The organism is Pseudomonas sp. OF001, from assembly GCF_904426495.1.
Classification (GTDB): Bacteria; Pseudomonadota; Gammaproteobacteria; order Pseudomonadales; family Pseudomonadaceae; genus Geopseudomonas.
On record NZ_CAJGBM010000022.1, the window covers coordinates 1 to 25218 of the forward strand.

General features: G+C 69.9%; 21 protein-coding genes. 13 read left to right on the forward strand and 8 right to left on the reverse strand.

The genetic code is table 11. The annotated features are described in order from the left end of the window. Positions 1-208: 208 nt before the first annotated feature. Positions 209-2017 carry a sodium-extruding oxaloacetate decarboxylase subunit alpha gene (gene oadA, locus RA210_RS13130; protein ID WP_136491190.1) on the reverse strand — a complete coding sequence of 603 codons (1809 nt, stop codon included), beginning with the start codon at positions 2015-2017 and terminating at the stop codon, positions 209-211. Positions 2018-2027: 10 nt separating this feature from the next. Continuing rightward, positions 2028-3443 (reverse strand): acetyl-CoA carboxylase biotin carboxylase subunit, encoded by a 1416-nt coding sequence (locus RA210_RS13135; protein ID WP_136491191.1) that lies wholly within the window; start codon positions 3441-3443, stop codon positions 2028-2030. A gap of 265 nt (positions 3444-3708) precedes the next feature. On the opposite strand from RA210_RS13135, the gene RA210_RS13140 reads away from it, so the two are divergent. Continuing rightward, a complete protein-coding gene (locus RA210_RS13140) occupies positions 3709-4638 on the forward strand; it encodes a LysR family transcriptional regulator (protein WP_136491192.1) in 930 nt (309 codons plus the stop codon). Between the two features lie 6 nt (positions 4639-4644). Here RA210_RS13140 and RA210_RS13145 read toward each other — a convergent pair whose 3' ends face one another. Further along, on the reverse strand, positions 4645-4869 hold the full coding sequence (locus RA210_RS13145) for a PA3496 family putative envelope integrity protein (RefSeq protein ID WP_201486746.1): 225 nt from the start codon (positions 4867-4869) through the stop codon (positions 4645-4647). A 193-nt stretch (positions 4870-5062) separates the two neighbouring features. Here RA210_RS13145 and RA210_RS13150 point away from each other — a divergent pair, with 193 nt between their 5' ends. Beyond that, positions 5063-6055, forward strand: coding sequence for a cytochrome-c peroxidase (locus tag RA210_RS13150; RefSeq protein ID WP_136491194.1), 993 nt, complete (start codon positions 5063-5065; stop codon positions 6053-6055). 21 nt (positions 6056-6076) lie between these two features. Here the strand turns inward: RA210_RS13150 and hexR are convergent, their stop codons facing one another. Continuing rightward, complete coding sequence (gene hexR, locus RA210_RS13155) at positions 6077-6958, reverse strand: transcriptional regulator HexR (RefSeq protein ID WP_136491195.1); 882 nt, start codon at positions 6956-6958, stop codon at positions 6077-6079. A gap of 138 nt (positions 6959-7096) precedes the next feature. Here hexR and zwf point away from each other — a divergent pair, with 138 nt between their 5' ends. The 6 genes from zwf (at position 7097) to RA210_RS13185 (ending at position 13489) form a co-directional block, all read left to right on the forward strand. Then, positions 7097-8527: a glucose-6-phosphate dehydrogenase gene (gene zwf, locus RA210_RS13160; RefSeq protein ID WP_136491199.1), complete on the forward strand. Its 1431-nt coding sequence runs from the start codon at positions 7097-7099 to the stop codon at positions 8525-8527. A gap of 126 nt (positions 8528-8653) precedes the next feature. Then, the gene (locus RA210_RS13165) at positions 8654-10084 is read left to right on the forward strand and encodes an aspartate kinase (protein ID WP_201486747.1); all 1431 of its coding nucleotides are present in this window, start codon (positions 8654-8656) and stop codon (positions 10082-10084) included. 146 nt (positions 10085-10230) lie between these two features. After that, complete coding sequence (locus RA210_RS13170; protein ID WP_201486748.1) at positions 10231-11112, forward strand: universal stress protein; 882 nt, start codon at positions 10231-10233, stop codon at positions 11110-11112. Between the two features lie 95 nt (positions 11113-11207). Further along, a complete protein-coding gene (locus RA210_RS13175) occupies positions 11208-11831 on the forward strand; it encodes a CDP-alcohol phosphatidyltransferase family protein (protein WP_201486749.1) in 624 nt (207 codons plus the stop codon). Positions 11832-11862: 31 nt separating this feature from the next. Beyond that, positions 11863-12555: a lysophospholipid acyltransferase family protein gene (locus RA210_RS13180; RefSeq protein WP_136491321.1), complete on the forward strand. Its 693-nt coding sequence runs from the start codon at positions 11863-11865 to the stop codon at positions 12553-12555. Position 12556: 1 nt separating this feature from the next. Next, entirely contained in the window at positions 12557-13489 is a 933-nt protein-coding gene (locus RA210_RS13185; RefSeq protein ID WP_201486750.1) for a phosphatidate cytidylyltransferase, read from the forward strand. A gap of 33 nt (positions 13490-13522) precedes the next feature. Here the strand turns inward: RA210_RS13185 and RA210_RS13190 are convergent, their stop codons facing one another. Beyond that, on the reverse strand, positions 13523-14533 hold the full coding sequence (locus tag RA210_RS13190) for a zinc-dependent alcohol dehydrogenase family protein (protein ID WP_201486751.1): 1011 nt from the start codon (positions 14531-14533) through the stop codon (positions 13523-13525). Between the two features lie 242 nt (positions 14534-14775). Between RA210_RS13190 and RA210_RS13195 the strand changes: the two genes are divergently transcribed. Further along, positions 14776-14994, forward strand: coding sequence for a YdcH family protein (locus tag RA210_RS13195; RefSeq protein ID WP_136491324.1), 219 nt, complete (start codon positions 14776-14778; stop codon positions 14992-14994). Between the two features lie 82 nt (positions 14995-15076). Here RA210_RS13195 and RA210_RS13200 read toward each other — a convergent pair whose 3' ends face one another. Together RA210_RS13200 and RA210_RS13205 are read right to left on the reverse strand one after the other, a co-directional pair. Further along, positions 15077-15970 (reverse strand): PA4780 family RIO1-like protein kinase, encoded by an 894-nt coding sequence (locus tag RA210_RS13200; protein WP_136491325.1) that lies wholly within the window; start codon positions 15968-15970, stop codon positions 15077-15079. Positions 15971-16059: 89 nt separating this feature from the next. Further along, positions 16060-16881, reverse strand: a complete 822-nt coding sequence (locus RA210_RS13205) for an endonuclease (RefSeq protein WP_136491326.1) — start codon at positions 16879-16881, stop codon at positions 16060-16062. A 160-nt stretch (positions 16882-17041) separates the two neighbouring features. On the opposite strand from RA210_RS13205, the gene trhP reads away from it, so the two are divergent. Beyond that, on the forward strand, positions 17042-18442 hold the full coding sequence (gene trhP, locus RA210_RS13210) for a prephenate-dependent tRNA uridine(34) hydroxylase TrhP (protein ID WP_136491327.1): 1401 nt from the start codon (positions 17042-17044) through the stop codon (positions 18440-18442). Between the two features lie 40 nt (positions 18443-18482). Here trhP and RA210_RS13215 read toward each other — a convergent pair whose 3' ends face one another. Next, positions 18483-20639, reverse strand: coding sequence for a putative bifunctional diguanylate cyclase/phosphodiesterase (locus RA210_RS13215; RefSeq protein ID WP_201486752.1), 2157 nt, complete (start codon positions 20637-20639; stop codon positions 18483-18485). A 133-nt stretch (positions 20640-20772) separates the two neighbouring features. Between RA210_RS13215 and uvrD the strand changes: the two genes are divergently transcribed. From uvrD to RA210_RS13230, 3 genes are all read left to right on the forward strand, one after another. Beyond that, a complete protein-coding gene (gene uvrD, locus RA210_RS13220; RefSeq protein ID WP_201486753.1) occupies positions 20773-22962 on the forward strand; it encodes a DNA helicase II in 2190 nt (729 codons plus the stop codon). Between the two features lie 68 nt (positions 22963-23030). Continuing rightward, a complete protein-coding gene (locus RA210_RS13225; RefSeq protein ID WP_201486754.1) occupies positions 23031-24134 on the forward strand; it encodes a TRAP transporter substrate-binding protein in 1104 nt (367 codons plus the stop codon). Positions 24135-24279: 145 nt separating this feature from the next. After that, complete coding sequence (locus RA210_RS13230) at positions 24280-25152, forward strand: Tim44 domain-containing protein (RefSeq protein WP_201486755.1); 873 nt, start codon at positions 24280-24282, stop codon at positions 25150-25152. Positions 25153-25218 lie beyond the last annotated feature (66 nt).

Genomic DNA, 25218 nt, shown 5'->3' on the forward strand with positions numbered 1-25218 from the left:
TTTTTTCGACGGAATGGCTGCAGGCTACAACGTCGTAGCCTGGCCAGAAAGCAGCAAGATCAATAGGATGCACGGTGACAGCAGGGGGCAGGCGTTGGTGTGTTTGGCGACTGCCAATTTACCTGCTCCCTGTCTGTCAATCCGCTCCTCCCCACGATCCCGCGAAGAACCAAAAAAAAGGGGAGCCATTCGGCTCCCCTCAAGGGACTTATTCTCCAATCTCGATGAGTACTTCACCGGGATTGACCCTGTCGCCCTTGACCACATGGATGGCCTTCACGGTACCGGCGATCGGCGCCTGCACCTCGGTCTCCATCTTCATCGCTTCGGTGATCAGCACCGGCTGGCCGGCCCTGACCACGTCACCTTCCTTCACCAGCACGTCGACGATGTTGCCCGGCATGGTGGTGCTGACGTCGCCCGGGGCGGCGCTCTGCTTGCGCTTGCCGCCGGCGGCGCCGCCGACGAAGGCGTTGAGCGGCTCGAACACCACCTCTTCCGGCATGCCGTCGATGGCCAGGTAGAAGTGGCGCTTGCCGTCGGTCTTCACGCTGACGCCGGTGATGTCGACGCGGTAACTCTCGCCGTGCACGTCGACCACGAACTCGGTGGGCACGCCTTCCTGGGCGGCCGGGCGGCCGGCGGCGTCCGGCTGCGGCAGCAGGGCTTCCGGCTTGAGGGTGCCGGCGGCGCGCTCCTCGAGGAACTTGCGGCCGATGTCCGGGAACATGGCGAAGGTCAGCACGTCTTCCTCGGACTTGGCCAGGGCGCCGATTTCCTCGCGCAGGCGGGCCATTTCCGGCTTGAGCAGGTCGGCCGGGCGCACGTCGATGACGTCCTCGTGGCCGATGGCCTGGAAGCGCAGCTGCTCGTTGACCTCGCCCGGGGCCTTGCCGTAGCGGCCCTGCAGGTACAGCTTCACCTCGTTGGTGATGGTCTTGTAGCGCTCGCCGGCCAGCACGTTGAACACCGCCTGGGTGCCGACGATCTGCGAGGTCGGGGTGACCAGCGGCGGGAAGCCGAGGTCGGCGCGCACGCGCGGGATCTCCTCGAACACCTCGTTGATGCGGTGCAGGGCGCCCTGCTCCTTCAGCTGGTTGGCCAGGTTGGACATCATGCCGCCCGGCACCTGGTTGACCTGCACGCGGGTGTCGACGCCGGTGAACTCGCTCTCGAACTGGTGGTACTTCTTGCGCACGTTGTAGAAGTACAGGCCGATCTCCTGCAGCAGCTCCAGGTCCAGGCCGGTGTCGAACGGGGTGCCGCGCAGGGCGGCGACCATCGACTCGGTGCCCGGGTGGCTGGTGCCCCAGGCGAAGCTGGAGATGGCGGTGTCGATGTGCTCGGCGCCGGCCTCGATGGCCTTGAGCTGGCACATGGCGCCCAAGCCCGCGGTGTCGTGGGCGTGGACGAAGATCGGCAGGTCGATCTCGGCCTTCAGCGCCTGCACCAGCTCGGCGGTGGCGTAGGGGGTGAGCAGGCCGGCCATGTCCTTGATGGCGATCGAGTCGACGCCCTTCTCCTGCATGCGCTTGGCCAGCTCGACGAACGACGCGGTGGTGTGCACCGGGCTGGTGGTGTAGGCGATGGTGCCCTGGGCGTGCTTGCCGGCGGCCTTGACCGCCTCGATGGCGGTGCGCAGGTTGCGCACGTCGTTCATCGCATCGAAGATGCGGAACACGTCGATGCCGTTGACCGCGGCCTTGGCGACGAAGGCCTTGACCACGTCGTCGCTGTAGTGGCGGTAGCCGAGCAGGTTCTGGCCGCGCAGCAGCATCTGCAGGCGGGTGTTGGGCAGCGCGGCCTTGAGCTGGCGCAGGCGCTCCCACGGGTCTTCCTTGAGGAAGCGCACGCAGGAATCGAAGGTGGCACCGCCCCAGACTTCCAGCGACCAGTAGCCGACCTGGTCGAGCTTGGCGCAGATCGGCAGCATGTCCTCGAGGCGCATGCGGGTGGCGATCAGCGACTGGTGGGCGTCGCGCAGGATGGTGTCGGTGACGTGGATCTTCTTGTTCATGCTCAATTCCTCACAGGCCGGCGTGGGCGGCGATGGCGGCGGCGATGGCCAGGGCCAGCTCTTCGGGCTTGCGCTTGACCGAGTAGTTGATCAGTTCCGGGTGGGCTTCGACGAAGCTGGTGTTGAACACGCCGCTGCGGAACTCCGGATTGCGGAGGATTTCCTGGTAGTAGGGCGCGGTGGTCTTCACCCCCTGCACGCGCATGTCGTCCAGCGCGCGCAGGCCGCGGTCCAGCGCCTCTTCCCAGGTCAGTGCCCAGACGATCAGCTTCAGGCACATCGAGTCGTAGTACGGCGGAATGGTGTAGCCGGTGTAGATCGCCGTGTCGGTGCGCACGCCGGGGCCGCCGGGCGCGTAGTAGCGGGTGATCTTGCCGAACGAGGGCAGGAAGTTGTTCTTCGGGTCCTCGGCGTTGATGCGGAACTGGATCGCGTAGCCGCGGTGGACGATGTCCTCCTGCTTGACCGACAGCGGCAGGCCGCTGGCGATGCGGATCTGCTCGCGGACGATGTCGATCCCGGTGATTTCCTCGGTGATGGTGTGCTCCACCTGCACCCGGGTGTTCATCTCCATGAAGTACACCTCGCCCTCGGCGAGCAGGAACTCCACGGTGCCGGCGTTCTCGTAGCCGACCGCGCGCGCCGCCTTGACCGCCAGCTCGCCGATGTAGGCGCGCTGCTCGGGGGTCAGCTGCGGGCTGGGGGCGATCTCGATCAGCTTCTGGTTGCGGCGCTGGATCGAGCAGTCGCGCTCGAACAGGTGCACGGTGTTGCCGAAGCTGTCGGCGAGGATCTGCGCCTCGATGTGCTTGGGGTTGACGATGCACTTCTCGAGGAACACCTCGGCGCTGCCGAAGGCCTTGGTGGCCTCGGAGATCACCCGCGGGTAGGCCTGCTCCAGCTCGTCGCGGCTGTTGCAGCGGCGGATGCCGCGGCCGCCGCCGCCGGAGGTGGCCTTGAGCATCACCGGGTAGCCGATGCGCTCGGCCTCGGAGAGGGCTTCCTCGAGGTCGGCGACGTTGCCTTCGGTGCCGGGGGTGCAGGGCACGCCGGCGGCGATCATCGAGCGGCGCGCCTCGGTCTTGTCGCCCATGCGGCGGATCACCTCGGCCGACGGGCCGATGAACTTGATCCCGCGCTCGGCGCAGATCTCCGCCAGTTCGGCGTTCTCGGAGAGGAAGCCGTAGCCCGGGTGCAGGGCGTCGCAGCCGGTCTCGACGGCCAGGTTGACCAGCTTGCGCGGGTTCAGGTAGCCGGCCAGCGGCTCGTCGCCGAGGTTGTGCGCCTCGTCGGCGCGCTTGACGTGCAGCGCATGACGGTCGGCTTCGGAATACACGGCCACCGAGCGGATGCCCATCTCGGCACAGGCCCGCACGATACGCACGGCGATCTCGCCACGGTTGGCGATGAGGATTTTTCTTATCACGGAGGTCTCCCTCGGCTTGGGCTGGCTGACCGGCCGGTCAGGCCGCAGGTGCATTCACCCTAGCGCCGCGGGGTCGATTAAGAAAAATGAATATTTGTTAGGTTGAGCATAAACTACAACTTATGCATCGGCGGAGCGCCCGGATTTTCTGGGCTGCAGCCGGCCGCCCGGTCGCGGCCAGCCGCTCGTCGCTACATGTTGCAACCCGGTTGCCGAATGGTTGCAGCGCGCTGCCGAGTGCCTTTCTCCCGTTGCCGAGGCCCCCATGCGCAAGTCCCTGATGCGTCTCACCCTGCGCCAGCTGCAGGTGTTCCGCGCGGTGTGCGAGACCCGCTCGTACAGCCGCGCCGCCGAGGAGATGGCCCTCACCCAGCCGGCGGTCAGCCTGCAGATCCGCCAGCTCGAGGAGCTGGTCGGCCAGCCGCTGTTCGAGTACGTCGGCAAGAAGCTCTACCTGACCGACGCCGCCGAGGCGCTGCGCCGCGCCGGCGCCGACATCTTCGGCCGCCTGGAGAGCCTCGACATGCAGCTCTCCGACCTGCAGGGCTCGCTGCAGGGGCTGCTCAGCCTGACCGTGGAGTCCAGCGCCGAGTACTTCGTTCCCCACCTGTTCGGCGAATTTCGCCGTGAGCACCCCGAGGTCGGCCTGCAGCTCACCGTCGCCAGCCACGCCCAGGTGCTGCGCCGCATGGGCGTCAGCCGCGACGAGCTGATGATCCTCTCCCAGGTGCCGACCGGCATGAACCTGGAGTTCAACCCGTTCCTCACCAACCACATCGTCGCCGTGGCGCCGCCCGGCCATCCGCTGTGCCAGCGCGAGTCGCTGACCCTGCAGGAGCTGACCGCCTGGCCGCTGCTGGTGCGCGAGCCGGGCTCGGGCACCCGCCAGGCCTGCGAGCGCTTCTGCCACGACAAGCGCGCCCACTTCGCCCAGACCCTGCAGCTCGGCTCGCAGGAGGCGCAGCGCGCCGGGGTGCTGGCCGGCCTGGGCCTGGCCCTGCTGCCGCGCCATGCGGTGAGCCTGGAGCTGGCCAGCGGCCGCCTGCGCGAGCTGCCGGTGGCCGAGCTGCCGCTGCAGCACAGCTGGTGCGTGGTGTACCCGCGCGACCGCTACCTGAGCCCGGTGGCCAGCGCCTTCCTCGAGTACATCCGCGCCAACCGCGCGGCGATCAACGCCCTCGGCCAGCGCCTCTGAGCGGCGTCAGGCGCCGGGCTGGCGGCGTGCCTCGGCGCGCAGCGCGCGCACGTAGTTGACGGCGATCAGCTCGGGATAGTCGTGGATCTCCTGATCCAGGCGGCGCTCCTCGTTGTACAGCTCGATGGCCCGGCGGAAGGCCATGCGGCGCTGGTCCTCCAGCTTGCGGCGGGCCTTGGCGTCCAGGCGCGGGGCTTCGGGGTTGGCGGCGACAGCATGGTGGCGGGGCATGGCGTCTCTCCCATCGCGAATGATCCAGGGAGTTCGAGCATGCCGCAGGAGGAGTGACGGCTTGACGGCAGCGCGGTGACGCCGGCGTGACAGCTGCGCCTCCCGGCAATGACCTTGTTCAGCGCGAGGGCATTCGGCTACCCTGCGCGCCGCGAATCAATCCGCGACAACCTCATCGGAAGAGGAATGCACCATGCACAAACCCCTCCTGCTGGCTGCCGGCCTGCTGCTCGGCAGCAGCGCCTGGGCTGCGGCCCCCGCCAACGAACCCATCCAGCCGGTCGAGCCGGCGCGCATCACCGAACCGGCCAAGGTCGAGCTGGGCAAGCAGCTGTTCTTCGACCCGCGCCTGTCGAAGTCGGGCTTCATCTCCTGCAACTCCTGCCACAACCTGAGCCTGGGCGGCAGCGACAACCTGCCGACCTCCATCGGCCACAACTGGCAGAAGGGGCCGATCAACTCGCCCACCGTGCTCAACTCGGGCATGAACATCGCCCAGTTCTGGGACGGCCGCGCCGCCGACCTCAAGGCGCAGGCCGGCGGGCCGATCGCCAACCCGATGGAGATGGGCTTCAGCCACGACCTGGCCGTCGACGTGGTCGGCTCGATCCCGCAATACCGCGCCGCCTTCCGGCAGATCTACAAGACCGACCAGGTCACCATCGACGCGATCACCGATGCCATCGCCGCCTTCGAGAAGACCCTGGTCACCCCGAATTCGCGCTTCGACCGCTGGCTGGGCGGCGACCAGAGCGCCCTGACCACGACCGAACTGGACGGCTACCGCCTGTTCAAGGACGTCGGCTGTACCGGCTGCCACAATGGCCCGGCGGTCGGTGGCAACTCGTTCCAGAAGATGGGCCTGGTCAATCCGTACCTGACCAACAACCCGGCCCAGGGCGTCGCCGGGCTGACCGGCAAGGATGCCGACCGCTTCAAGTTCAAGGTGCCGACGCTGCGCAACGTCGAGCTGACCTATCCCTACTTCCACGACGGCGCCTACTGGAAGCTGGAGGAGGCGGTGGACGTGATGGCGCGCCTGCAGCTCGGCCGCCAGCTGCGCGAGGACGAGATCGGCAAGATCACCGCCTTCCTCAAGACCCTGACCGGCGAGCAGCCGAAATTCCCGCTGCCGATCCTGCCGCCGTCGGCGGCCGACACGCCGCGACCGCAGCCGTTCGAGTAACGGCTGGCGGCCCGGGCCGGCTCAGGCGCCGCCCGGGCCGTCCTCGGCCGGCTTGGCGGTCTTGGGCGACAGGCGCAGGCTGCGCAGGCTGCGCTTGACGCTCTTCAGGTGGTTGACCAGGTCCGGGCCGCGGGCCATGGCCACGCCCATCGCCAGCACGTCGATCACCACCAGGTGGGCGATGCGCGAGGTCAGCGGGGTGTAGATCTCGGTGTCCTCCTGCACGTCGATGGCCAGATTGACGGTGGCCAGGTCGGCCAGCGGGGTCTGGCTGGGGCACAGGGTGATCAGCGTGGCGCCGCTCTCGCGCACCAGGTTGGCGGTGGTCAGCAGGTCCTTGGAGCGCCCCGACTGCGAGATGCAGATGGCCACGTCGCCGGGTTTGAGGGTCACCGCGCTCATCGCCTGCATGTGCGGGTCGGAGTAGGCGGCGGCGGTCAGCAGCAGGCGGAAGAACTTGTGCTGGGCGTCGGCGGCCACCGCGCCGGAGGCGCCGAAGCCGTAGAACTCGACGCGCGAGGCGTTGGCGATGGCGTTGACCGCGCGCTCCAGCGCCTGCATGTCGAGGTGCTCGCGCACCTCCATCAGGGTGTGCAGGGTGGTGTCGAAGATCTTCAGGCTGAAGTCGGCCAGCGAGTCTTCCTCGTGGATGGCGAACTGGCCGAAGCTGGCGCCGGCGGCCAGGCTCTGCGCCAGCTTGAGCTTGAGATCCTGGAAGCCCGTGCAGCCGATGGCGCGGCAGAAGCGCACGATGGTCGGCTCGCTGATGCCGACCTCGTGGGCGAGGTCGGCCATCGAGCTGTGCATGACGGAAGCCGGGTCCTGCAGCACGTAGTCGGCGACCTTGAGCTCCGACTTGCGCAGCAGGGAGCGGGATTGGGCAATGTGTTGCAACAGATTCACGGGGCGGACTCGGGTTATGATCGGCCAAAGCCGGAGGTAGTGACCTTGTAGTTATACTACAAGAACTGCGCCAGCGCCCAGGCAAACCGCATCGGAGAATTCCCCGTGCCGTCCCCCTCTCCCGTTCTTCCCTGCGACATGCTGGTGTTCGGCGGCACCGGCGATCTGGCCCTGCACAAGCTGCTGCCGGCACTCTACCACCTGCACCGCGAGCAGCGCCTGCCCGCCGATCTGCGCATCCTCGCCCTGGCCCGCACCGGGCTGGACCGCGACGCCTACCGCGCGCTGGCCGAGCGCCGCTGCCGCGCGCAGATCGCCCGCAGCGACTTCGACGCCGACACCTGGCAGGGCTTCGCCGCGCGCCTCGACTACTTCGCCATGGACGTGTCGCAGAGCGCCGAGTTCGGCCGCCTGGCGCGCCGCCTGGGCGAGACCTGCGCGCGGGCGCGCATCTACTACCTAGCCACCGCGCCGCAGCTGTTCGCCCCCATCGCCGCCCACCTGGCCGTCGCCGGGCTGGCCGGCGCCGACACCCGCATCGTCCTCGAGAAGCCCATCGGCCATTCGCTGGAGTCGGCGCTGGCGATCACCGGGGCGATCGGCAAGGTGTTCGACGAGTCGCAGGTGTTCCGCATCGACCACTACCTGGGCAAGGAGACGGTGCAGAACCTGATGGCGCTGCGCTTCGCCAACGCCCTGTTCGAGCCGGTGTGGCGCGCCGGGCACATCGACCACGTGCAGATCAGCGTGCTCGAGACCCTCGGCGTGGAGAACCGCGGCGCCTACTACGACCAGGCCGGCGCCATGCGCGACATGCTGCAGAACCACCTGCTGCAGCTGCTCTGCCTGGTGGCCATGGAGGCGCCGGTGCGCTTCGACGCCGAGGCGGTGCGCAACGAGAAGGTCAAGATTCTCCAGGCGCTCAAGCCGCTGAGCGGCCTCGACGTGCGCGACAAGACCGTGCGCGGCCAGTACGCCAGCGGCCGCATCGGCGGCCAGGAGGTGCCGGCCTACTACTTCGAGAAGCACGTCGACAACGACAGCGACACCGAGACCTTCGTCGCCGTGCAGGCGGAGATCGACAACTGGCGCTGGGCCGGCGTGCCCTTCTACCTGCGCACCGGCAAGCGCCTCAAGCGCAAGTGCTCGGAGATCGTCATCCAGTTCAAGCCGGTGCCGCACCGCCTGTTCCCCGGCGCCGCCGAGCAGGCCAACCGCCTGCTGATCCGCCTGCAGCCGGAGGAGCGCATCAGCCTGCAGCTGCTGGCCAAGACCCCGGGCAAGGGCATGACCCTGGAGCCGGTCGAGCTCGACCTCAACCTGGCCACCGCCTTCTCCCGCCAGCGCCGCTGGGACGCCTACGAGCGCCTGCTGCTCGACGTCATCGAGGGCGACCCGACCCTGTTCATGCGCCGCGACGAGGTCGAGGCCGCCTGGCGCTGGGTCAGCCCGATCCTCGACGGCTGGCACCAGCACTACCAGAAGCCGCGCCCCTACCCGGCCGGCTCGACCGGCCCGGAGCAGGCGCACAGCCTGCTCGAGCTGGCCGGCCGGCAGTGGCACGACTGACGGCCGCGCGGCGGCTGACCGGCGCTGCAGCCGGGCGCCGCAGTGCCGTGCTACCCTTGCCCCGCCATCATTCCCGCGGCTTCCCCCGGCGGAGCCGCTCGTCCACGACGCCAACGCCTTAAGAACATGCATACCGTAGAAAAGATCGGCGGCACCTCGATGAGCCGCTTCGAGGAACTCCTCGACAACATCTTCATCGGCCAGCGCCAGGGCGACGCCCTGTACCAGCGCATCTTCGTCGTCTCGGCCTACAGCGGCATGACCAACCTGCTGCTCGAACACAAGAAGACCGGCGAGCCGGGCGTCTACCAGCGCTTCGCCGATGCCCACAACGAGGGCGCCTGGCGCGAGGCCCTGGAAGACGTGCGTGCGCGCATGCTGGCCAAGAACGCCGAGCTGTTCGCCGGCACACCGGAGCAGGCCGCCGCCGACGCCTTCATCGGCTCGCGCATCGACGACGCCCGCGACTGCATGGACAGCCTGCAGAAGCTGTGCAGCTACGGCCACTTCCAGCTCACCGAGAACCTGATGAAGGTGCGCGAGATGCTCGCCTCCCTCGGCGAGGCGCACAGCGCCTTCAACAGCGTGCTGGCGCTCCAGCAGCGCGACGTCAACGCGCGCCTGGTCGACCTCAGCGGCTGGCAGATGGAAACCCCGCTGCCGTTCGAGGAGATGATCCGCGCCAGTTTCGCTGGCATCGACCTGTCCCGCGAGCTGGTCATCGCCACCGGCTACGCGCACTGCGCCGAAGGCCTGATGAACACCTTCGACCGCGGCTACAGCGAGATCACCTTCGCCCAGATCGCCGCCGCCACCGGCGCCCGCGAGGCGATCATCCACAAGGAGTTCCACCTCAGCAGCGCCGACCCCAACCTGGTCGGCGTCGACAAGGTGGTGACCATCGGCCGCACCAACTACGACGTCGCCGACCAGCTGTCCAACCTCGGCATGGAGGCGATCCACCCGCGCGCCGCGCGCACCCTGCGCCGCGCCGGCATCCAGCTGCGCATCAAGAACGCCTTCGAGCCCGAGCACGCCGGCACCCTGATCAGCCAGGACTACTGCAGCGCACGGCCCTGCGTGGAGATCATCGCCGGGCGCAAGGACGTGTTCGGCCTCGAGGTATTCGACCAAGAGATGCTCGGCGACCCCGACCACGACATCGAGGTCAGCAAGCTGCTCAAGCAGCTCAAGCTGTACGTGGTCAACAAGGACTCCGACGCCAACAGCATCACCTACTACGTCACCGGCTCGCGCAAGCTGATCAACCGCGCCGCCAAGCTGGTCGAGGAGCGCTACCCGGCCGCCGAGGTGACCGTGCACAACGTCGCCATCGTCTCGGCGATCGGCTCCAACCTCAAGGTCAAGGGCATCCTCGCGCGTACTGCCAGCGCGCTGGCCGAGGCCGGCATCAGCATCCAGGCGCTGCACCAGTCGATCCGCCAGGTGGAGATGCAGTGCGTGGTCAACGAGGAGGACTACGCCGCCGCCATCGCCGCGCTGCACCGTGCGCTGATCGAGCCGGAGAACCACGGCGACGTGATCGCCGCCGCCTGACGCGCTGCAGGCCGTGCCTCCCGGGCGCGAGGCACGGCCATTTCCCCTCCCCCTCCTTGCGCACCGGGCGGCGCGGCATCCGTGCTATGGTCGCGGCAGGTGGCCGTCCGCCACGGCCGAGATCGCCGGCAACAAGGAGAACGCCCATGATCCGTCTGCATACCCTGCTCGCGCCCACCGACCTTTCCGCCCCGGCGCGCCAGGCCGCCGAGCGCGCGGCCCGGCTCGCCGCCGACGGCGGCGCCCGCCTGGTGCTGCAGCACGTGGTCAGCAGCGGCGCACTGGACACCCTGCGCCAGCTGTTCGGCGCCGCTCCCGGCGACCTGCAGCAGCGCCTGCTCGACGAGGCGCGCGAGGAGCTGCGCGGGCTCGGCGCCGCGCTGCACGAGCGCTGCGGCGTGGACGCCGAGCTGCACCTGGGCAGCGGCGCGGTGGCCGCCGAGATCGCCAGCGAGGCCGATGCCCTCGACGCCGGCCTGCTGGTGCTCGGCGCGCGCGGCGCCAGCCTGGTGCACGATCTGCTGCTCGGCTCGACCACCGAGCGCGTGCTGCGCAAGACCGGCCGCCCGCTGCTGGTGGTGCGCCGCGCGGCCGCGCACGCCTACCGGCAGGTGCTGCTGCCGGTGGACTTCTCGGCGCGCTCGCGCCAGGCCATCGCCATGGCCCGCGCGCTGGCGCCGCAGGCCGAGCTGCTCCTGCTGCACGCCTTCGAGGTGCCCTTCGAGGGCCGCCTGCGCCACGCCGGGGTCGGCGAGGCGGAGCTGGCCGCGCTGACGGCCAGCGCCCGGCGCGAGGCCGAGGCGCGCATGGCCGAGCTGGTCGCCGCCAGCGGCCTGCCGGCCGACGCGGTGCAGCCCCTGGTGCTGCACGGCGACGCCAGCGTGCACATCCTCGACCAGCAGCAGCTGCACGGCAGCGAGCTGATCGTCATCGGCAAGCGTGGCCAGGGCGTTCTCGAGGAACTGCTGCTCGGCAGCGTGACCCGCCACATCCTCACCCAGGCGCGCAGCGACGTACTGGTGATCTGAGTCGACCCGCGGGCTGACGCAGTTCGTGGACGCCGCCCCGGCCGGCCGGCTATCGTGGCTCCATCCCAAGGACGCCTCCGGCAACGGACCCCGCCATGCCCTCGATCTACCAGCTCAAGCCGCGCTTCCAGGCGCTGCTGCGCCCCACGGTGCAGCGCCTGCACGCGCGTGGCGTCACCGCCAACCAGGTGACCCTCGCCGCCGCGGCGATCTCCGTGGCGCTCGGCGCGCTGCTCGCCGCCTGCGCCAGCCAGGTCTGGCTGTTCGCCCTGATCCCGCTGTGGATGCTGCTGCGCATGGCGCTCAACGCCATCGACGGCATGCTCGCCCGCGAGTTCGGCCAGCAATCGCACCTCGGCGCCTACCTCAACGAGCTGTGCGACGTGATCGCCGACAGCGCGCTGTTCCTGCCGTTCGCCCTGCTGCCCGGCGTCAGCCCGCTGTGGGTGGTGCTGGTGACCCTGCTGGCGCTGCTCGCCGAATACGCCGGGGCGATGGGCCCGCTGGCCGGCGCCAGCCGCCGCTACGACGGGCCGATGGGCAAGAGCGACCGCGCCTTCGCCTTCGGCGTGCTCGGCGCCGGAGTGGCCACCGGCCTGCTGCCGCCGGCCTGGCTCGACCCCCTGCTGCTGCTGATCGCCGCCCTGCTGCTGCTGACCCTGGTCAACCGCGTGCGCCAGGGCGTCGTCGAGGCCGCACGCCAGTCACCGCCGGCCTGAGCGCCGAGCCGTCGCAGCAAGGAGCACGCCGATGAACGACACCCCGATCCCGCCCAGCGGCGAAGACCTGCCGCCAGCCCCGCCGCCGCCGCGCCCGCCCAGCGGCCCGGCGCAGCGTCTGCTGGCCCGTCTGATCATCGGCTTCGCCCGCCTGCTCACCGGCGCGCGCAGCCTGTGGCGCGGCTGCCTGCCCGAGGCGCGCCAGCGCATCTATTTCGCCAACCACAGCAGCCATGCCGACTTCGTGCTGCTGTGGTCGTCGCTGCCGCCGGCCCTGCGCGCGCGTACCCGTCCGGTGGCCGGCGCCGACTACTGGCAGCGCGACGCCGTGCGCCGCTTCCTGATCCACCGGGTGTTCCACGGCGTGCTGGTCGACCGCGAGCGCAGCTCCGCCGCCAACCCGCTCGAGCCGCTGCTCGCCGCACTGCACGCCGGCGACTCGCTGATCCTGTTTCCCGAGGGCACCCGCAACCTGACCGACGAGCTGCTGCCGTTCAGGAGCGGCCTGTACCGCCTCGGCCGGGCCTGCCCGCAGGTCGAGCTGGTGCCGGTGTGGATCGCCAACCTCAACCGGGTGATGCCCAAGGGCCGCGTGCTGCCGCTGCCGCTGCTGTGCACGGTGAGCTTCGGCGCGCCGCTGAGCATCGGCGCCGACGAGAGCAAGGAAGCCTTCCTCGCCCGCGCCCGCGACGCCCTGCTCGAACTGGCTGCGGAGGCCGACTGACATGGACCGCGACACCCTGACCCTGTTCGCCGGCATCGGCGCCCTGCTGGCGCTGGCCTCCCTGATCGGCTTCGTCCTCAAGTGGCGCAGCCGCGGCGCCGCCAGCCCGGTGATCGACAACCTCAACGCGCGGATCAACGCCTGGTGGGTGATGGTCGCGGTGCTCGGCGGCGCCTTCTGGCTCGGCCAGGGCGCGGTGATCGGCCTGTTCGCCGCCATCTCCTTCTGCGCCCTGCGCGAGTTCATCACCCTGACGCCGACCCGCGCCAGCGACTACCCGGCGCTGGCGGCGGCCTTTTACCTGGTGCTGCCCGCCCAGTACCTGCTGATCGCCCACGACTGGTACGGACTGTTCTCGATCTTCATCCCGGTCTACGTGTTCCTGCTGCTGCCGATCCTCGCCTCGCTGGGCGGCGACACCACCGCCTTCCTCGAGCGCACCGCCAAGGTGCAGTGGGGGATGATGATCGCGGTGTTCTGCATCTCCCACGTGCCGGCGCTGCTGACCCTCGACATCCCCGGCTACGCGGGGCGCAACCTGCTGCTGATCGCCTGGCTGGTGCTGGTGGTGCAGCTCAGCGACGTGCTGCAGTACGTCTGCGGCAAGCTGTTCGGCCGGCGCAGGATCGCCCCGCACCTGTCGCCGTCGAAGACCGTGGAAGGCTTCGCCGGCGGCGTGGCGCTGGCCACCCTGGTCGGTGCCTCGCTGTTCTGGATCACCCCGTTCGGCTTCTGGGAGGCGCTGGCGGTCGCCCTGGTGGTCACCCTGCTCGGCTTCTTCGGCGGCCTGGTGATGTCGGCGATCAAGCGCGACCGCGGCGTGAAGGACTGGGGCCACATGATCGAAGGCCACGGCGGCATGCTCGACCGCCTGGACTCGGTGTGCTTCGCCGCGCCGATCTTCTTTCATCTGTTGCGCTACGGCTGGACCTGAACGGCGCTCCGCGGTTGCGGAGCGCCGCAGCAATCAGAACTCCAGGCAGATCTTGCCGAAGTGCCGGTTGCTTTCCTGGTAGCGGAACGCCTCGACGATTTCCTCGAGGGCGAAGCGGCGGTCGATCACCGGGCGCAGGCCGTTGGCGTCGATGGCGCGGACCATCGCCTGCTGCTGGGCGCGGCTGCCGACCAGCACGCCCTGCAGGCGCAGCTGCTTGAGCAGCGCCGGCACCAGCGGCAGCTCGCCGGCCACCCCGCTGAGGATGCCGATCACCGCGATGTGCCCGCCGACCCGCGCGGCGGCCATCGACTGCGCCAGGGTGGCCGGGCCGCCGACCTCGATGACGTGGTCGACGCCGCGCCCGCCGGTCAGCGCGCGGGCGGTCTCGCCCCAGGCCGGATCCGTGCGGTAATTGATCAGGTGGTCGGCGCCCATGGCTGCGAGGCGCTCGAGCTTGGCGTCGCTGGACGAGGTGGCGATCACCGTGGCGCCGGCCAGCTTGGCGAACTGCAGGGCGAAGATCGACACGCCGCCGGTGCCCTGCACCAGCACAGTGTCGCCCGGCTGCAGCGCGCCGTCGGCCATCAGTGCGCGCCAGGCGGTGAGGCCGGCGGTGGTCAGGGTGGCCGCCTCGGCGTGGCTCCAGCCGCGCGGCGCGCGGGTGAAGGCGCTGGCGCGGGCGGTCACCACTTCGCGGGCGTAGCCGTCGATGCCGTCGCCCGGCACCGTGGCGAAGCCCTCGACCTGCGGTTCGCCGTCCAGCCAGTCGGAGAAGAAGGTGCTGACCACCGAGTCGCCGACGGCGAACTCGTCGACCCCGGCGCCCACGGCGATCACCTCGCCGGCGCCGTCGGCCATCGGGATGCGCGGCTCGCTCGGCCCCCACATGCCGCTGACCACGGCGAAGTCGTGGTAGTTGAGCGAGCTGGCGTGCAGGCGCACGCTGATCTCGCCCGGACCGGGGGCGGCCGCGGTGCTGCTGCCGACGCTGACCCTGTCGTAGCCGCCGCCCGGCTGGACGTAGATGGCCTTGCCTTGCATGGGGAATCTCCTTCGATGACATGGTTGCGGAACTGACCGGCTGATCTGACCGGAGCCGGGGCCCGCTGTCCAGTCGCGCGGCGAGCCGGCGCACGGTCGGCGCCGCGATAGCGCATGATCCCGGTCAATACGCGCGGCCGCGGCGGTGCCACCATGAAGCCAAGAGCAAGTCACGGTTTCCCGATGCTGCGGCCGTCATGGCCGCCCCGACCCTTCGCTGTAGCCACGAACCAGGAGTTTGCATGTTTCCCGAATATCGCGACCTGATCACCCGCCTGAAGACCGAAGACGCGCACTTCACCCGTCTGTTCGATGAGCACAACGAGCTGGACCAGCGCATCAAGAACCTCGAGGCGCGCATCGAGCTGGCCACCGATGCCGAGATCGAGACCCTGAAGAAGGAGAAGCTCAACCTCAAGGATCAGCTCTACGTGATCCTCAAGGACGCCGCCGCGGCCTGACGCCCGGCCTTGCCGTCACGGCCCGCCATCCGGCGGGCCGTGGCTTTTCTGCGCCCCGTGCCGGCGGCGGCAGTCCCGCCGTTCAGCCGCGCAGCCACGGCGGCGTCGGTTCCTCGCGTACTGCCGGCGCGTCGGCCGCTTCCAGCGCGGCCTTGCGCCGCGCCTCGTCGGCCAGGGTGGCCTCGATCTCGCGCAGCACCGCGTCGAGGTCGGCGGCTTCCTCCGGCTCGTCGAACTCGCCGGTCAGCACGCTGCTCGGCGTCAGCTTGCCGGCTTCGTACAGCGCCCACATCTCCTTGGCATGCTTGCACTCGCGCAGTTCGGGGGCGAACTGGCCGAAGTAGGCGTTCATGTTGGCGACGTCGCGTTCGAGCATGCGCAGTGCATGGTTGTTGCCGGCGGCGTCCACTGCCTGCGGCAGGTCGATCACCACCGGGCCGTCCGGGCCGAGCAGCACGTTGAACTCGGAGAGGTCGCCGTGCACCAGGCCGGCGCAGAGCATCAGCACCACCTGGCGGATCATGAAGGCGTGGTATTTGCGGGCCTGCTCGGCGGTCAGCTCGACGTCGTTGAGGCGCGGCGCGGCATCGCCGTCGGCGCCGGCGACCATCTCCATCAGCAGCACGCCGTCGAGGAAGTCGTGGGGCTTGGGCACGCGCACGCCGGCGCCGTCCAGGCGGTACAGCGCGGCCACCTCGGCGTTCTGCCAGGACTCCTCCTGCTCGCGGCGGCCGTACTTGCTGCCCTTGGCCATGGCGCGCGCGTCGCGGCTGTTGCGCACCTTGCGGCCTTCCTGGTATTCGGCGGCCTGGCGGAAGCCGCGCTTGTTGGCTTCCTTGTAGACCTTGGCGCAGCGCAGCTGGTTGCCGCAGCGCACCACGTACACGGCCGCTTCCTTGCCGCTCATCAGCGGACGGATGACCTCGTCGATCAGGCCGTCCTCGACCAGCGGCTCAAGGCGTTTCGGGGTTTTCATCGGTTTGTGCGGTGCTCGTTGTGGCGTGGGGAATTCCAGTCTCCCTTATACGGCAAACGGCGCGCGCGGGCATCCGGCCCGCGCCGTGCTCAGCGCCGGAGAGCCGCCTCGGCCAGCGAGCCGGCGATGCCGAGCGCGCTGCCGGCCACCTCGCCGAGACGGCCGAAGCCGCAGCGCCACAGCGCCACTTCGCCGACGTACGGATTGCCCCAGCCCATCTTGCAGGCGATCGCCTGGTTGCGCCTGCGCTCGGCCTCGCTGGCCGGGTGCAGGCGGTGCCAGGCCTCGTAGCGCTGGCGGTCCTGCTTGGACAGGCGCAGCTGGTAGCGCTCGTGCATGTACAGGTAGGTGCGCGCGATGGCGCCGCGAGTCGCCTCGGGGGGCATGGCCTGGCGGCTGCGGAAGTCGATCACCATCCCGCACCGGCCGTATTGCCCGGGACTGGCGGACAGCCGGTCGGTGAACGGGAAGTTGCTGCGGTCGCCGTTGACCTCGCCGATGGCCGGCACCAGGTTGTGCAGGTCGGCCTCGGCGCGGGCGAACACCGGGTCCCTTTCGCTGCAGCGGTCGCGCCCGCCCTGCTGCCAGCACTGGCGCTGGTGGCCGATCACCCAGGCCGGCACCACGTGCTCCCACTCGATGCGCGCGGCGCGCTGGGCGTTCCTGCGCGGGCGGTAGCCGCAGCTGGCCAGGTCGACGCGGTTGCCCTGGTAGGCGCAGCCGCAGTAGAAGGTCTGCCCCCGCTCGCCGTGGATGTCGCGGGCGATCCGCTTGGCTGCCTGGAAGCTGTCCGGGGCCTGCGGCGGGATCAGGAAGGCCGCGGCCAGCGCCGCCAGCAGGGCGATCCCCAGTTGCAGCAGGCGGTTGGCGGGTTTCTTGCGGGCCGGTTTCCGTCTGGCCGGTTTGCGCATCTTGGGTCTCACTCCACGCTGTCGAGGGGCGCGACTCTAGGCAGCGCCGCGCTCCGGGGCAAGGCCGCGCCCGTCGCGCCGCTGGCGGGCGGGCGCGCATTCGCCGGCAATCCACAGTAAAATGCTGCGTTTTTCCGACGCCCTGCGAGTCTGCCGCGCCATGACCACCGCCTTCCGTCCCGAACTGCTCTCCCCCGCCGGCACGCTGAAAAGCATGCGCTACGCCTTCGCCTACGGCGCCGACGCGGTGTACGCCGGGCAGCCGCGCTACAGCCTGCGGGTGCGCAACAACGAGTTCGACCACGCCAACCTCAAGCTGGGCATCGACGAGGCCCACGCGCTGGGCAAGAAGTTCTACGTGGTGGTCAACATCGCCCCGCACAACGCCAAGCTGAAGACCTTCATCCGGGACCTCGAGCCGGTGGTGGCGATGGGGCCGGACGCGCTGATCATGTCCGACCCGGGGCTGATCATGCTGGTGCGCGACCACTTCCCCGCGCAGGCGATCCACCTGTCGGTGCAGGCCAACGCGGTGAACTGGGCCTCGGTGGAGTTCTGGCGGCGCATCGGCGTCAGCCGCATCATCCTCTCCCGCGAGCTGTCGCTGGAGGAGATCGCCGAGATCCGCGAGCAGGTGCCGGCCATCGAGCTGGAGGTGTTCGTCCACGGCGCGCTGTGCATGGCCTACTCCGGGCGCTGCCTGCTGTCCGGCTACCTCAACCACCGCGACCCCAACCAGGGTACCTGCACCAACGCCTGCCGCTGGGAGTACAAGGTGCACGAGGGCAAGGAGGACGAGCTGGGCAACGTCGTCCACGTCCACGAGCCGATCCCGGTGATGCAGATCGATCCGCGCGCCGCTGCGTCGGGCGCCGCTGCGTCGGCGGTCGAGCCGACCCTCGGCGCCGGCGCGCCCACCGACCAGGTGATGCTGCTGGAAGAAAGCAACCGTCCCGGCGAGTACATGGAAGCGTTCGAGGACGAGCACGGCACCTACATCATGAACTCCAAGGACCTGCGCGCCGTGCAGCACGTCGAGCGCCTGACCCAGATGGGCGTGCACTCGCTGAAGATCGAGGGCCGCACCAAGAGCCACTACTACGTGGCGCGCACCGCCCAGGTGTACCGCAAGGCGATCGACGACGCGGTGGCCGGGCGGCCGTTCGACATGTCGCTGATGGACACCCTGGAATCGCTGGCCCACCGCGGCTACACCGAGGGCTTCCTGCGCCGCCACGTGCACGACGAATACCAGAACTACCAGCACGGCTACTCGCTGTCCGAGCGCCAGCAGTTCGTCGGCGAGTTCACCGGGGTGCGCAAGGACGGCCTGGCCGAGGTGACGGTGAAGAACCGCTTCCAGGTCGGCGACCTGCTCGAGCTGATGAGCCCGCAGGGCAACCTCAACTTCCGCCTCGAGCATATGCTCGACAAGAAGGGCGAGAGCGCCACGGTGGCGCCGGGCGACGGCCATGTGGTCTACCTGCCGGTGCCGGAGGAGGTCGACCTGCAGTACGCGCTGCTGATGCGTCACCTGGACGGCGGCAGCACCCGCGGCTGAGCCGGCGCACCCCGGGGCGGCGCCGGCTCAGCCGCGCGCTTCAGGCGAGGGCGCTGACCCTGGGTTTCTGCGCGTCCAGCAGCCCGGCCAGCGTCAGCGCCTCCACCGGGTGGCTGATCAGGTAGCCCTGGATCTCGTCGCAGGCGTGCTCGCGCAGGAACTCCAGCTGCGCCGGCCGCTCCACCCCCTCGGCCACCACTTGCAGGCCGAGGCTGTGGGCCATGGCGATGATCGCCCGGGTGATCGCCGCGTCGCCGCCCTCGCCGGCGTCCAGCTCGCGGATGAAGGTGCGGTCGATCTTCACCACGTCCACCGGCAGGTGCTTGAGGTAGCCGAGCGAGGAATAGCCGGTGCCGAAGTCGTCGATCGCCAGGCGCACGCCGAGGGCGCGCAGCTCGCGGAACTGCCCGGCCAGGGTCTCGACGTTGTCGGCCAGCTGGCTCTCGGTCAGCTCCAGCTCCAGCAGGTGCGCCGGCAGGCCGGTTTCCGCGAGGATCGCCGCGACCCGCGCGACGAAGCCCGGCTGGCGCAGCTGGGTCATGGCGACGTTCACCGACACGCGCAGCTCGGCCAGCCCGCTCTGCCGCCACTCCTGCGCCTGGCGGCAGGCCTGGCGCAGGACGAAGTCGCCGATGGCGGTGATCTGCCCGGTCTCCTCGGCTAGGCCGATGAAACCCCCCGGTGACAGCAGGCCGAACTCCGGGTGGCGCCAGCGCACCAGTGCCTCGGCGCCGTGCAGGCGCTCGCTGCGCAGGGTCAGGCGGGGCTGGTAGAACACCTCCAGCTGGCTGCGCTCCAGCGCCTTGTCCAGCTGCGCCTCGAGCAGCAGCCGCTCGCGGCTGCCGGTACGCAGGCTGTTGCGGTAGAACTGCAGGTTGTTGCCGCCCAACTGCTTGGCGTGGCGCATGGCCATGCTCGCCTGGCTGAACAGGCTGGCCGGGTCGCCGGCGACGGACAGCAGGCCGATGCCCAGCGAGGCGCCGACCACCATCTCCTGGCCGTCGACCTCGATACCCTGGCGCAGCACGGCGAGCAGGCGCCGGCCGAGCGGCTCGAGCTCGCCGGCCGGGCCGCCGCTACCGAGCAGCACGGCGAACTCGTCCACCGCGATGCGCGCGATGGTGTCGGCCTGCGGCAGGCTGGCGCGCAGGCGCTGGGCCATCTCGCAGAGGATGCTGTCGGCGGCCTGGTGGCCGAGGCTCTCGTTGAGCAGCTTGAAGCGGTCGAGGTCGAGGTGCAGCAGGGCCAGTTCGCCGCCCGCGGCGCGCACCCGCGCCACGGCGGCGTCGAGGTTCTCCAGCAGCAGGCTGCGGTTGGCCAGCCCGGTCAGCGGATCGTGGCTGGCGAGGAAGCGCCGCTGCGCCTCCTCGGCGCGGCGCGCCTGCTCGCTCTCGCTGAGCGCGCGGGTGCGCTCGCTGACCCGCTCCTCCAGCGCCCGCTGCGCGGTGCGCAGCTCGGCCTCGACCTGCTGGCGCTGGCGCACCTCGCTGGCCAGTTCCTGGTTCATGCGCATGCTGGCCTTGCGCGCCTGCTCCTGGAACTCCAGCAGCGACTGGTTCTGGAAGCGGTGCAGCAGGTTGCGCTGCCAGGCGCGGTTGATCTGCCAGGCGCTGACCAGCAGGGCCGGCAGCAGGAGCAGGCCGAACACTCCCCAGCCGCGCAGCTGCAGGTCGTCGCTGCCGAGCAGCGACAGGCTGGAAGGCAGCAGCGCCGGCAGGGCGAAGGCGAGGAAGGCGCGCAGGCTGGCGGCGTAGGCCACGCTGGCGGAGATGGTCGCGGCGGCCAGCAGGCCGTAGACCAGCGCCTGCTGCAGCGGTTCGGCCAGCGGCATCAGCAGGATGCCGGCCAGCGCCAGGGTCAGCCCCGAGGCGGCGGCGCCGAGCAGCAGGGTCAGCCGCCACATCGGGTCGGCCTGGCGTTCGGCCGGGGCGCGCTGGAAGGTGCGGGTCTGCCACAGGCGCAGGCCGACCAAGAGGCCCAGCCAGCCGAGCAGGGCGGCGAGCATGCCGGTGCGCTGCTGGTCCCAGAGCAGGACGACGCAACTGAGGCCGCCGAGCAGCATCAGCAGGCTGGGCAGGCGCGAACCGCGATACAGCTGGCGGGTCAGGGCGGCATCGATCGCCACGGCGTACTGCTGGCGTACCGCCTGGGGGTCGATGGCCGGCGGCTGGACATCGGGGGAGAAGAGAAAGGTCATGGGCGCAACTTGTGCTGTTGTTCTTGTCGTATCGTCCCGGACATGTGCGCCAGCTCTCCCTGCGTCGGTGGGCCGGCACTTCCGGCCAGGCCAGAGTTTGCCGCGTCTTCGCCCCGACCGCTAGAATGCCGCGATGCGCGAAGACCTATCCTTTCTGCTCAGTTCCCTCAACGATGCCCAACGCCAGGCGGTCGCCGCCCCGCTCGGCCGCCAGCTGGTGCTGGCCGGCGCCGGCTCCGGCAAGACCCGCGTGCTGGTGCACCGCATCGCCTGGCTGATCGAGGTGGAGGGCGCCGGGCCGCACTCGATCCTCTCGGTCACCTTCACCAACAAGGCCGCCGCCGAGATGCGTGCGCGCATCGAGCAGCTGCTCGGCAGCAGCCCGGCCGGCATGTGGGTGGGCACCTTCCACGGCCTCGCCCACCGCCTGCTGCGCGCCCACTGGCAGGAGGCGGGGCTGGCGGAGAACTTCCAGATCCTCGACTCCGACGACCAGCAGCGTCTGGTCAAGCGGGTGATCCGCGAGCTGGGCCTCGACGAGCAGCGCTGGCCGGTGCGCCAGGCGCAGTGGTTCATCAACGGCCAGAAGGACGAGGGCATCCGCCCGCAACACATCCAGCCGGCCGGCGACCTGTACCTGGCCACCATGCTCAACATCTACAGCGCCTACGAGGCCGCCTGCGCGCGCGCCGGGGTGGTCGACTTCGCCGAACTCTTGCTGCGCTCGCTGGAGCTGTGGCGCGACAGCCCGGGCCTGCTCGAACACTACCGTCAGCGCTTCCGCCACATCCTGGTCGACGAGTTCCAGGATACCAACGCCGTGCAGTACGCCTGGCTGCGCCACCTGGCCGCACCCAGCGGCAGCGCCGGCACCAGCCTGATGGTGGTCGGCGACGACGACCAGTCGATCTACGGCTGGCGCGGCGCGCGCATCGAGAACATCCAGCAGTTCGAGCGCGATTTCGCCGACGCCGAGACCATCCGCCTGGAGCAGAACTACCGCTCCACCGCACGCATCCTCAAGGCCGCCAACGCACTGATCGCCAATAACCAGGGGCGCCTGGGCAAGGAGCTGTGGACCGAGGGTGACGAAGGCGACCCGATCAGCCTGTACGCCGCCTTCAACGAACACGACGAGGCGCGCTTCATCGTCGAGCGCATCCAGGACGCCGTGCGCAAGGACGGCCTGCAGCGCCGCGAGATCGCCATCCTCTACCGCTCCAACGCCCAGTCGCGGGTGCTGGAGGAAGCGCTGCTCAGGGAGAAGATTCCCTACCGTATCTACGGCGGCCAGCGCTTCTTCGAGCGCGCCGAGATCAAGAACGCCATGGCCTACCTGCGCCTGATCCGCCAGCGCGACGACGACGCCGCGCTGGAGCGGGTGCTCAACCTGCCGCCGCGCGGCATCGGCGAGAAGACCGTGGAGATCCTCCGCGAGGTGGCGCGCAGCCAGCAGCTGTCGCTGTGGCGCGCCCTGCACCAGGCGGTCGGCCAGAAGCTGCTGCCCGGCCGCGCCGCCGGCGCGCTGAACGCCTTCGTCGAGCTGATCGACACCCTCGCCCTGCGCGTCGAGGACATGCCGCTGCACCTCCTGACCCAGACGGTGATCGAGCAGACCGGGCTGATCCCCTTCCATCTCGCCGAGAAGGGCGAGAAGGGCCAGACCCGCGTCGACAACCTCGAGGAGCTGGTCAGCGCCGCGCGTTCGTTCGAGAGCGGCGAGGACGAGCTGTCGCCGCTCGCCGCGTTCATCGACCATGCCGCCCTGGAGGCCGGCGACGCCCAGGCCGACGAGGGCGAGGACAGCGTGCAGCTGATGACCCTGCACAGCGCCAAGGGTCTGGAGTTCCCGCTGGTGTTCCTCGCCGGCATGGAGGAAGGCCTGTTCCCGCACAAGATGAGCCTCGAGGAGCCCGGCCGCCTCGAGGAGGAGCGCCGCCTCGCCTACGTCGGCCTGACCCGCGCCATGCAGCGCCTGGTGCTGACCTACGCCGAGACCCGCCGTCTGTACGGCAGCGAGACCTACAACAAGGTGTCGCGCTTCGTCCGCGAGATTCCGCCGGGGCTGGTCCACGAGGTGCGCCTGGCCGGCAGCGTCAGCCGCCCCTACGCCGGCAAGAGCAGCGTGGCCAGCCCGTTCGCCGGGGCCGGCGTGCCGGACACCGCCTTCGCCCTCGGCCAGCGCGTGCGCCACGCCCTGTTCGGCGAGGGGGTGATCCTCAACTACGAGGGCTCCGGCGCGCAGGCGCGCGTGCAGGTCAACTTCGACGGCGAGGGCAGCAAGTGGCTGATGCTGTCCTACGCCAAGCTGGAAGCGCTCTAGCGCGGCATTCCATACAACAACACCAACAAGGCCGCCCGTCGGCCCCATCGAGCAAGGGAGAACACCCGATGAATCGTCGCCAACTGTTCGGCGCTGCCGCAGCGCTGCTGGCCGCCATGGGTCTGGCCGGCTGCAAGGACGAACCCGCCGCGCAACAGGGCGCCGCGCAGCCGGCGGCCGCGCCGGCGCAGACCTTCACCTGGAAGATGGTCACCTCCTGGCCGAAGAACTACCCCGGCCTGGGCACCGGCGCCGAGGGCTTCGCCCAGCGCGTCAACGCCATGAGCGGCGGCCGCCTGACCGTCAAGGTCTACGCCGGCGGCGAACTGGTGCCGCCGCTGGAGGCGTTCGACGCCGTGTCCCAGGGCACCGCCGAGCTGGCCCACACCACCCCCTACTACTGGAAGGGCAAGACCCCGGCCGCGCAGTTCTTCACCGCCGTGCCCTTCGGCCTGTCGACCATGGAGATGCACTCCTGGCTGAGCCATGGCGGCGGCCAGGCGCTGTGGGACGAGGCCTATGCGCCGTTCGGCGTCAAGCCGCTGGCCGCGGGCAACTCCGGCATGCAGATGGGCGGCTGGTTCAACAAGGAAATCAACAGCCTGGAAGACCTCAAGGGCCTGAAGATCCGCACTCCGGGCCTCGGCGCCGAGGTCTACAACCGCCTGGGCGCGACCACCGTCAACCTGCCCGGCGGCGAGGTGTTCACCGCCATGCAGACCGGCGCCATCGACGCCACCGACTGGGTCAGCCCGTACAACGACCTGGCCTTCGGCATCCACAAGGCCGCCAAGTACTACTACTTCCCGGGCTGGCAGGAGCCGCAGGCGGTCATCGAGCTGCTGATCAACAAGAAGGCCTGGGACAGCCTGCCGGCCGACCTCAAGGCCATCGTCGAGGAAGCCGCGCGCGGCTCCGTGCAGGTCATGCTCGAGGAGTACGCCTTCAACAACGCCAAGGCCCTCGGCGAGCTGAAGAAGCAGGGCACCGAACTCAAGCGCTTCCCCGACGAGGTGCTGGCCGCCATGCGTCACGAGTCCGAGCAGGTGCTCGACCAACTGGCCGCGCAGAACGAGCTGAACGGCCGCATCTGGGCCTCGATGAAGGCCTACCGCGAGCAGGCGGTGGAGATGAGCAAGGTCACCGACAAGGAACTGTACAACTGGCGCTGAGTCCAGCCTGCCCGGCGGCGCTGCGGCGCCGGCGGGCTCCCGCCCCCTTCCCGCGCAACAGTCCGAAACAATCTGCAACTGGTCGCCTGCCCCGCCCTGGGCAAAGATGACGCGCGTGAATCACCACACCGAGAGCACTCTCAACATGCAACGAATCCTCAGCCTGGCGATGGCCCTGTGCCTCAGCCTGACGCTCAGCGTCGACGCCTTCGCCGCCAAGCGCTTCGGCGGCGGCAAGTCCTTCGGCTCCGCGCCGGCTCACCAGACCCAGCAGCGCCAGACCCAGCAGGCGGCGCTGGCGCCCACCGCGCCGGCAGCCGGCGCCATGGCCGGTGCCGCCGCCAAGCCCAGCGGCGCCTCGCGCTGGCTCGGCCCGCTGGCCGGCATCGCCGCCGGCGGCCTGCTCGCCTCGATGTTCATGGGTGACGGCTTCGAGGGCTTCCAGTTCCTCGACTTCCTGATCCTGGCGCTGATCGCCTTCGTGCTGTTCCGCCTGTTCGCCCGCCGCAAGGCCCAGCAGGCCACCCCGGCCTACGCCGGCATGGGCCACGCCCAGGCCTACCAGGCCCCGCAGCAGCCGGCCTACAGCCCGGCGGCCAACCCGGTGTTCGGCGGCTCCGCCCAGCCGGTGCGCACCTTCAACGCCCCGGCCTGGTTCGACGAGCAGCGCTTCGTCGGCATCGCCCGCGAGCACTTCATGAGCCTGCAGCAGCACTGGGACGCGGCGGAGATGGACAAGATCGCCGAGTTCGTCACCCCGCAGATGCTCGAGTTCCTCAAGCAGGAGCGCGCCAGCCTGGGCGACGGCTTCCAGTCCACCTACGTCGACAACCTGCAGGTGCAGCTGGACGGCGTCGAGCAGCAGGGCGGCAAGACCATCGCCACCCTGACCTTCGCCGGCGTGTCGAAGAGCTCGCGCTTCGACCAGGGTGAGGCCTTCAGCGAAAGCTGGCGCATGGAGCGCGCCGACGGCGACAACCAGCCGTGGCTGATCGCCGGCATCCGCCAGAACGGCTGATCCGCAGCGCAGTGACCACAAGACCCGGGCTTGCCCGGGTCTTGTCGTTTTCGGGGGGTGCGCTAT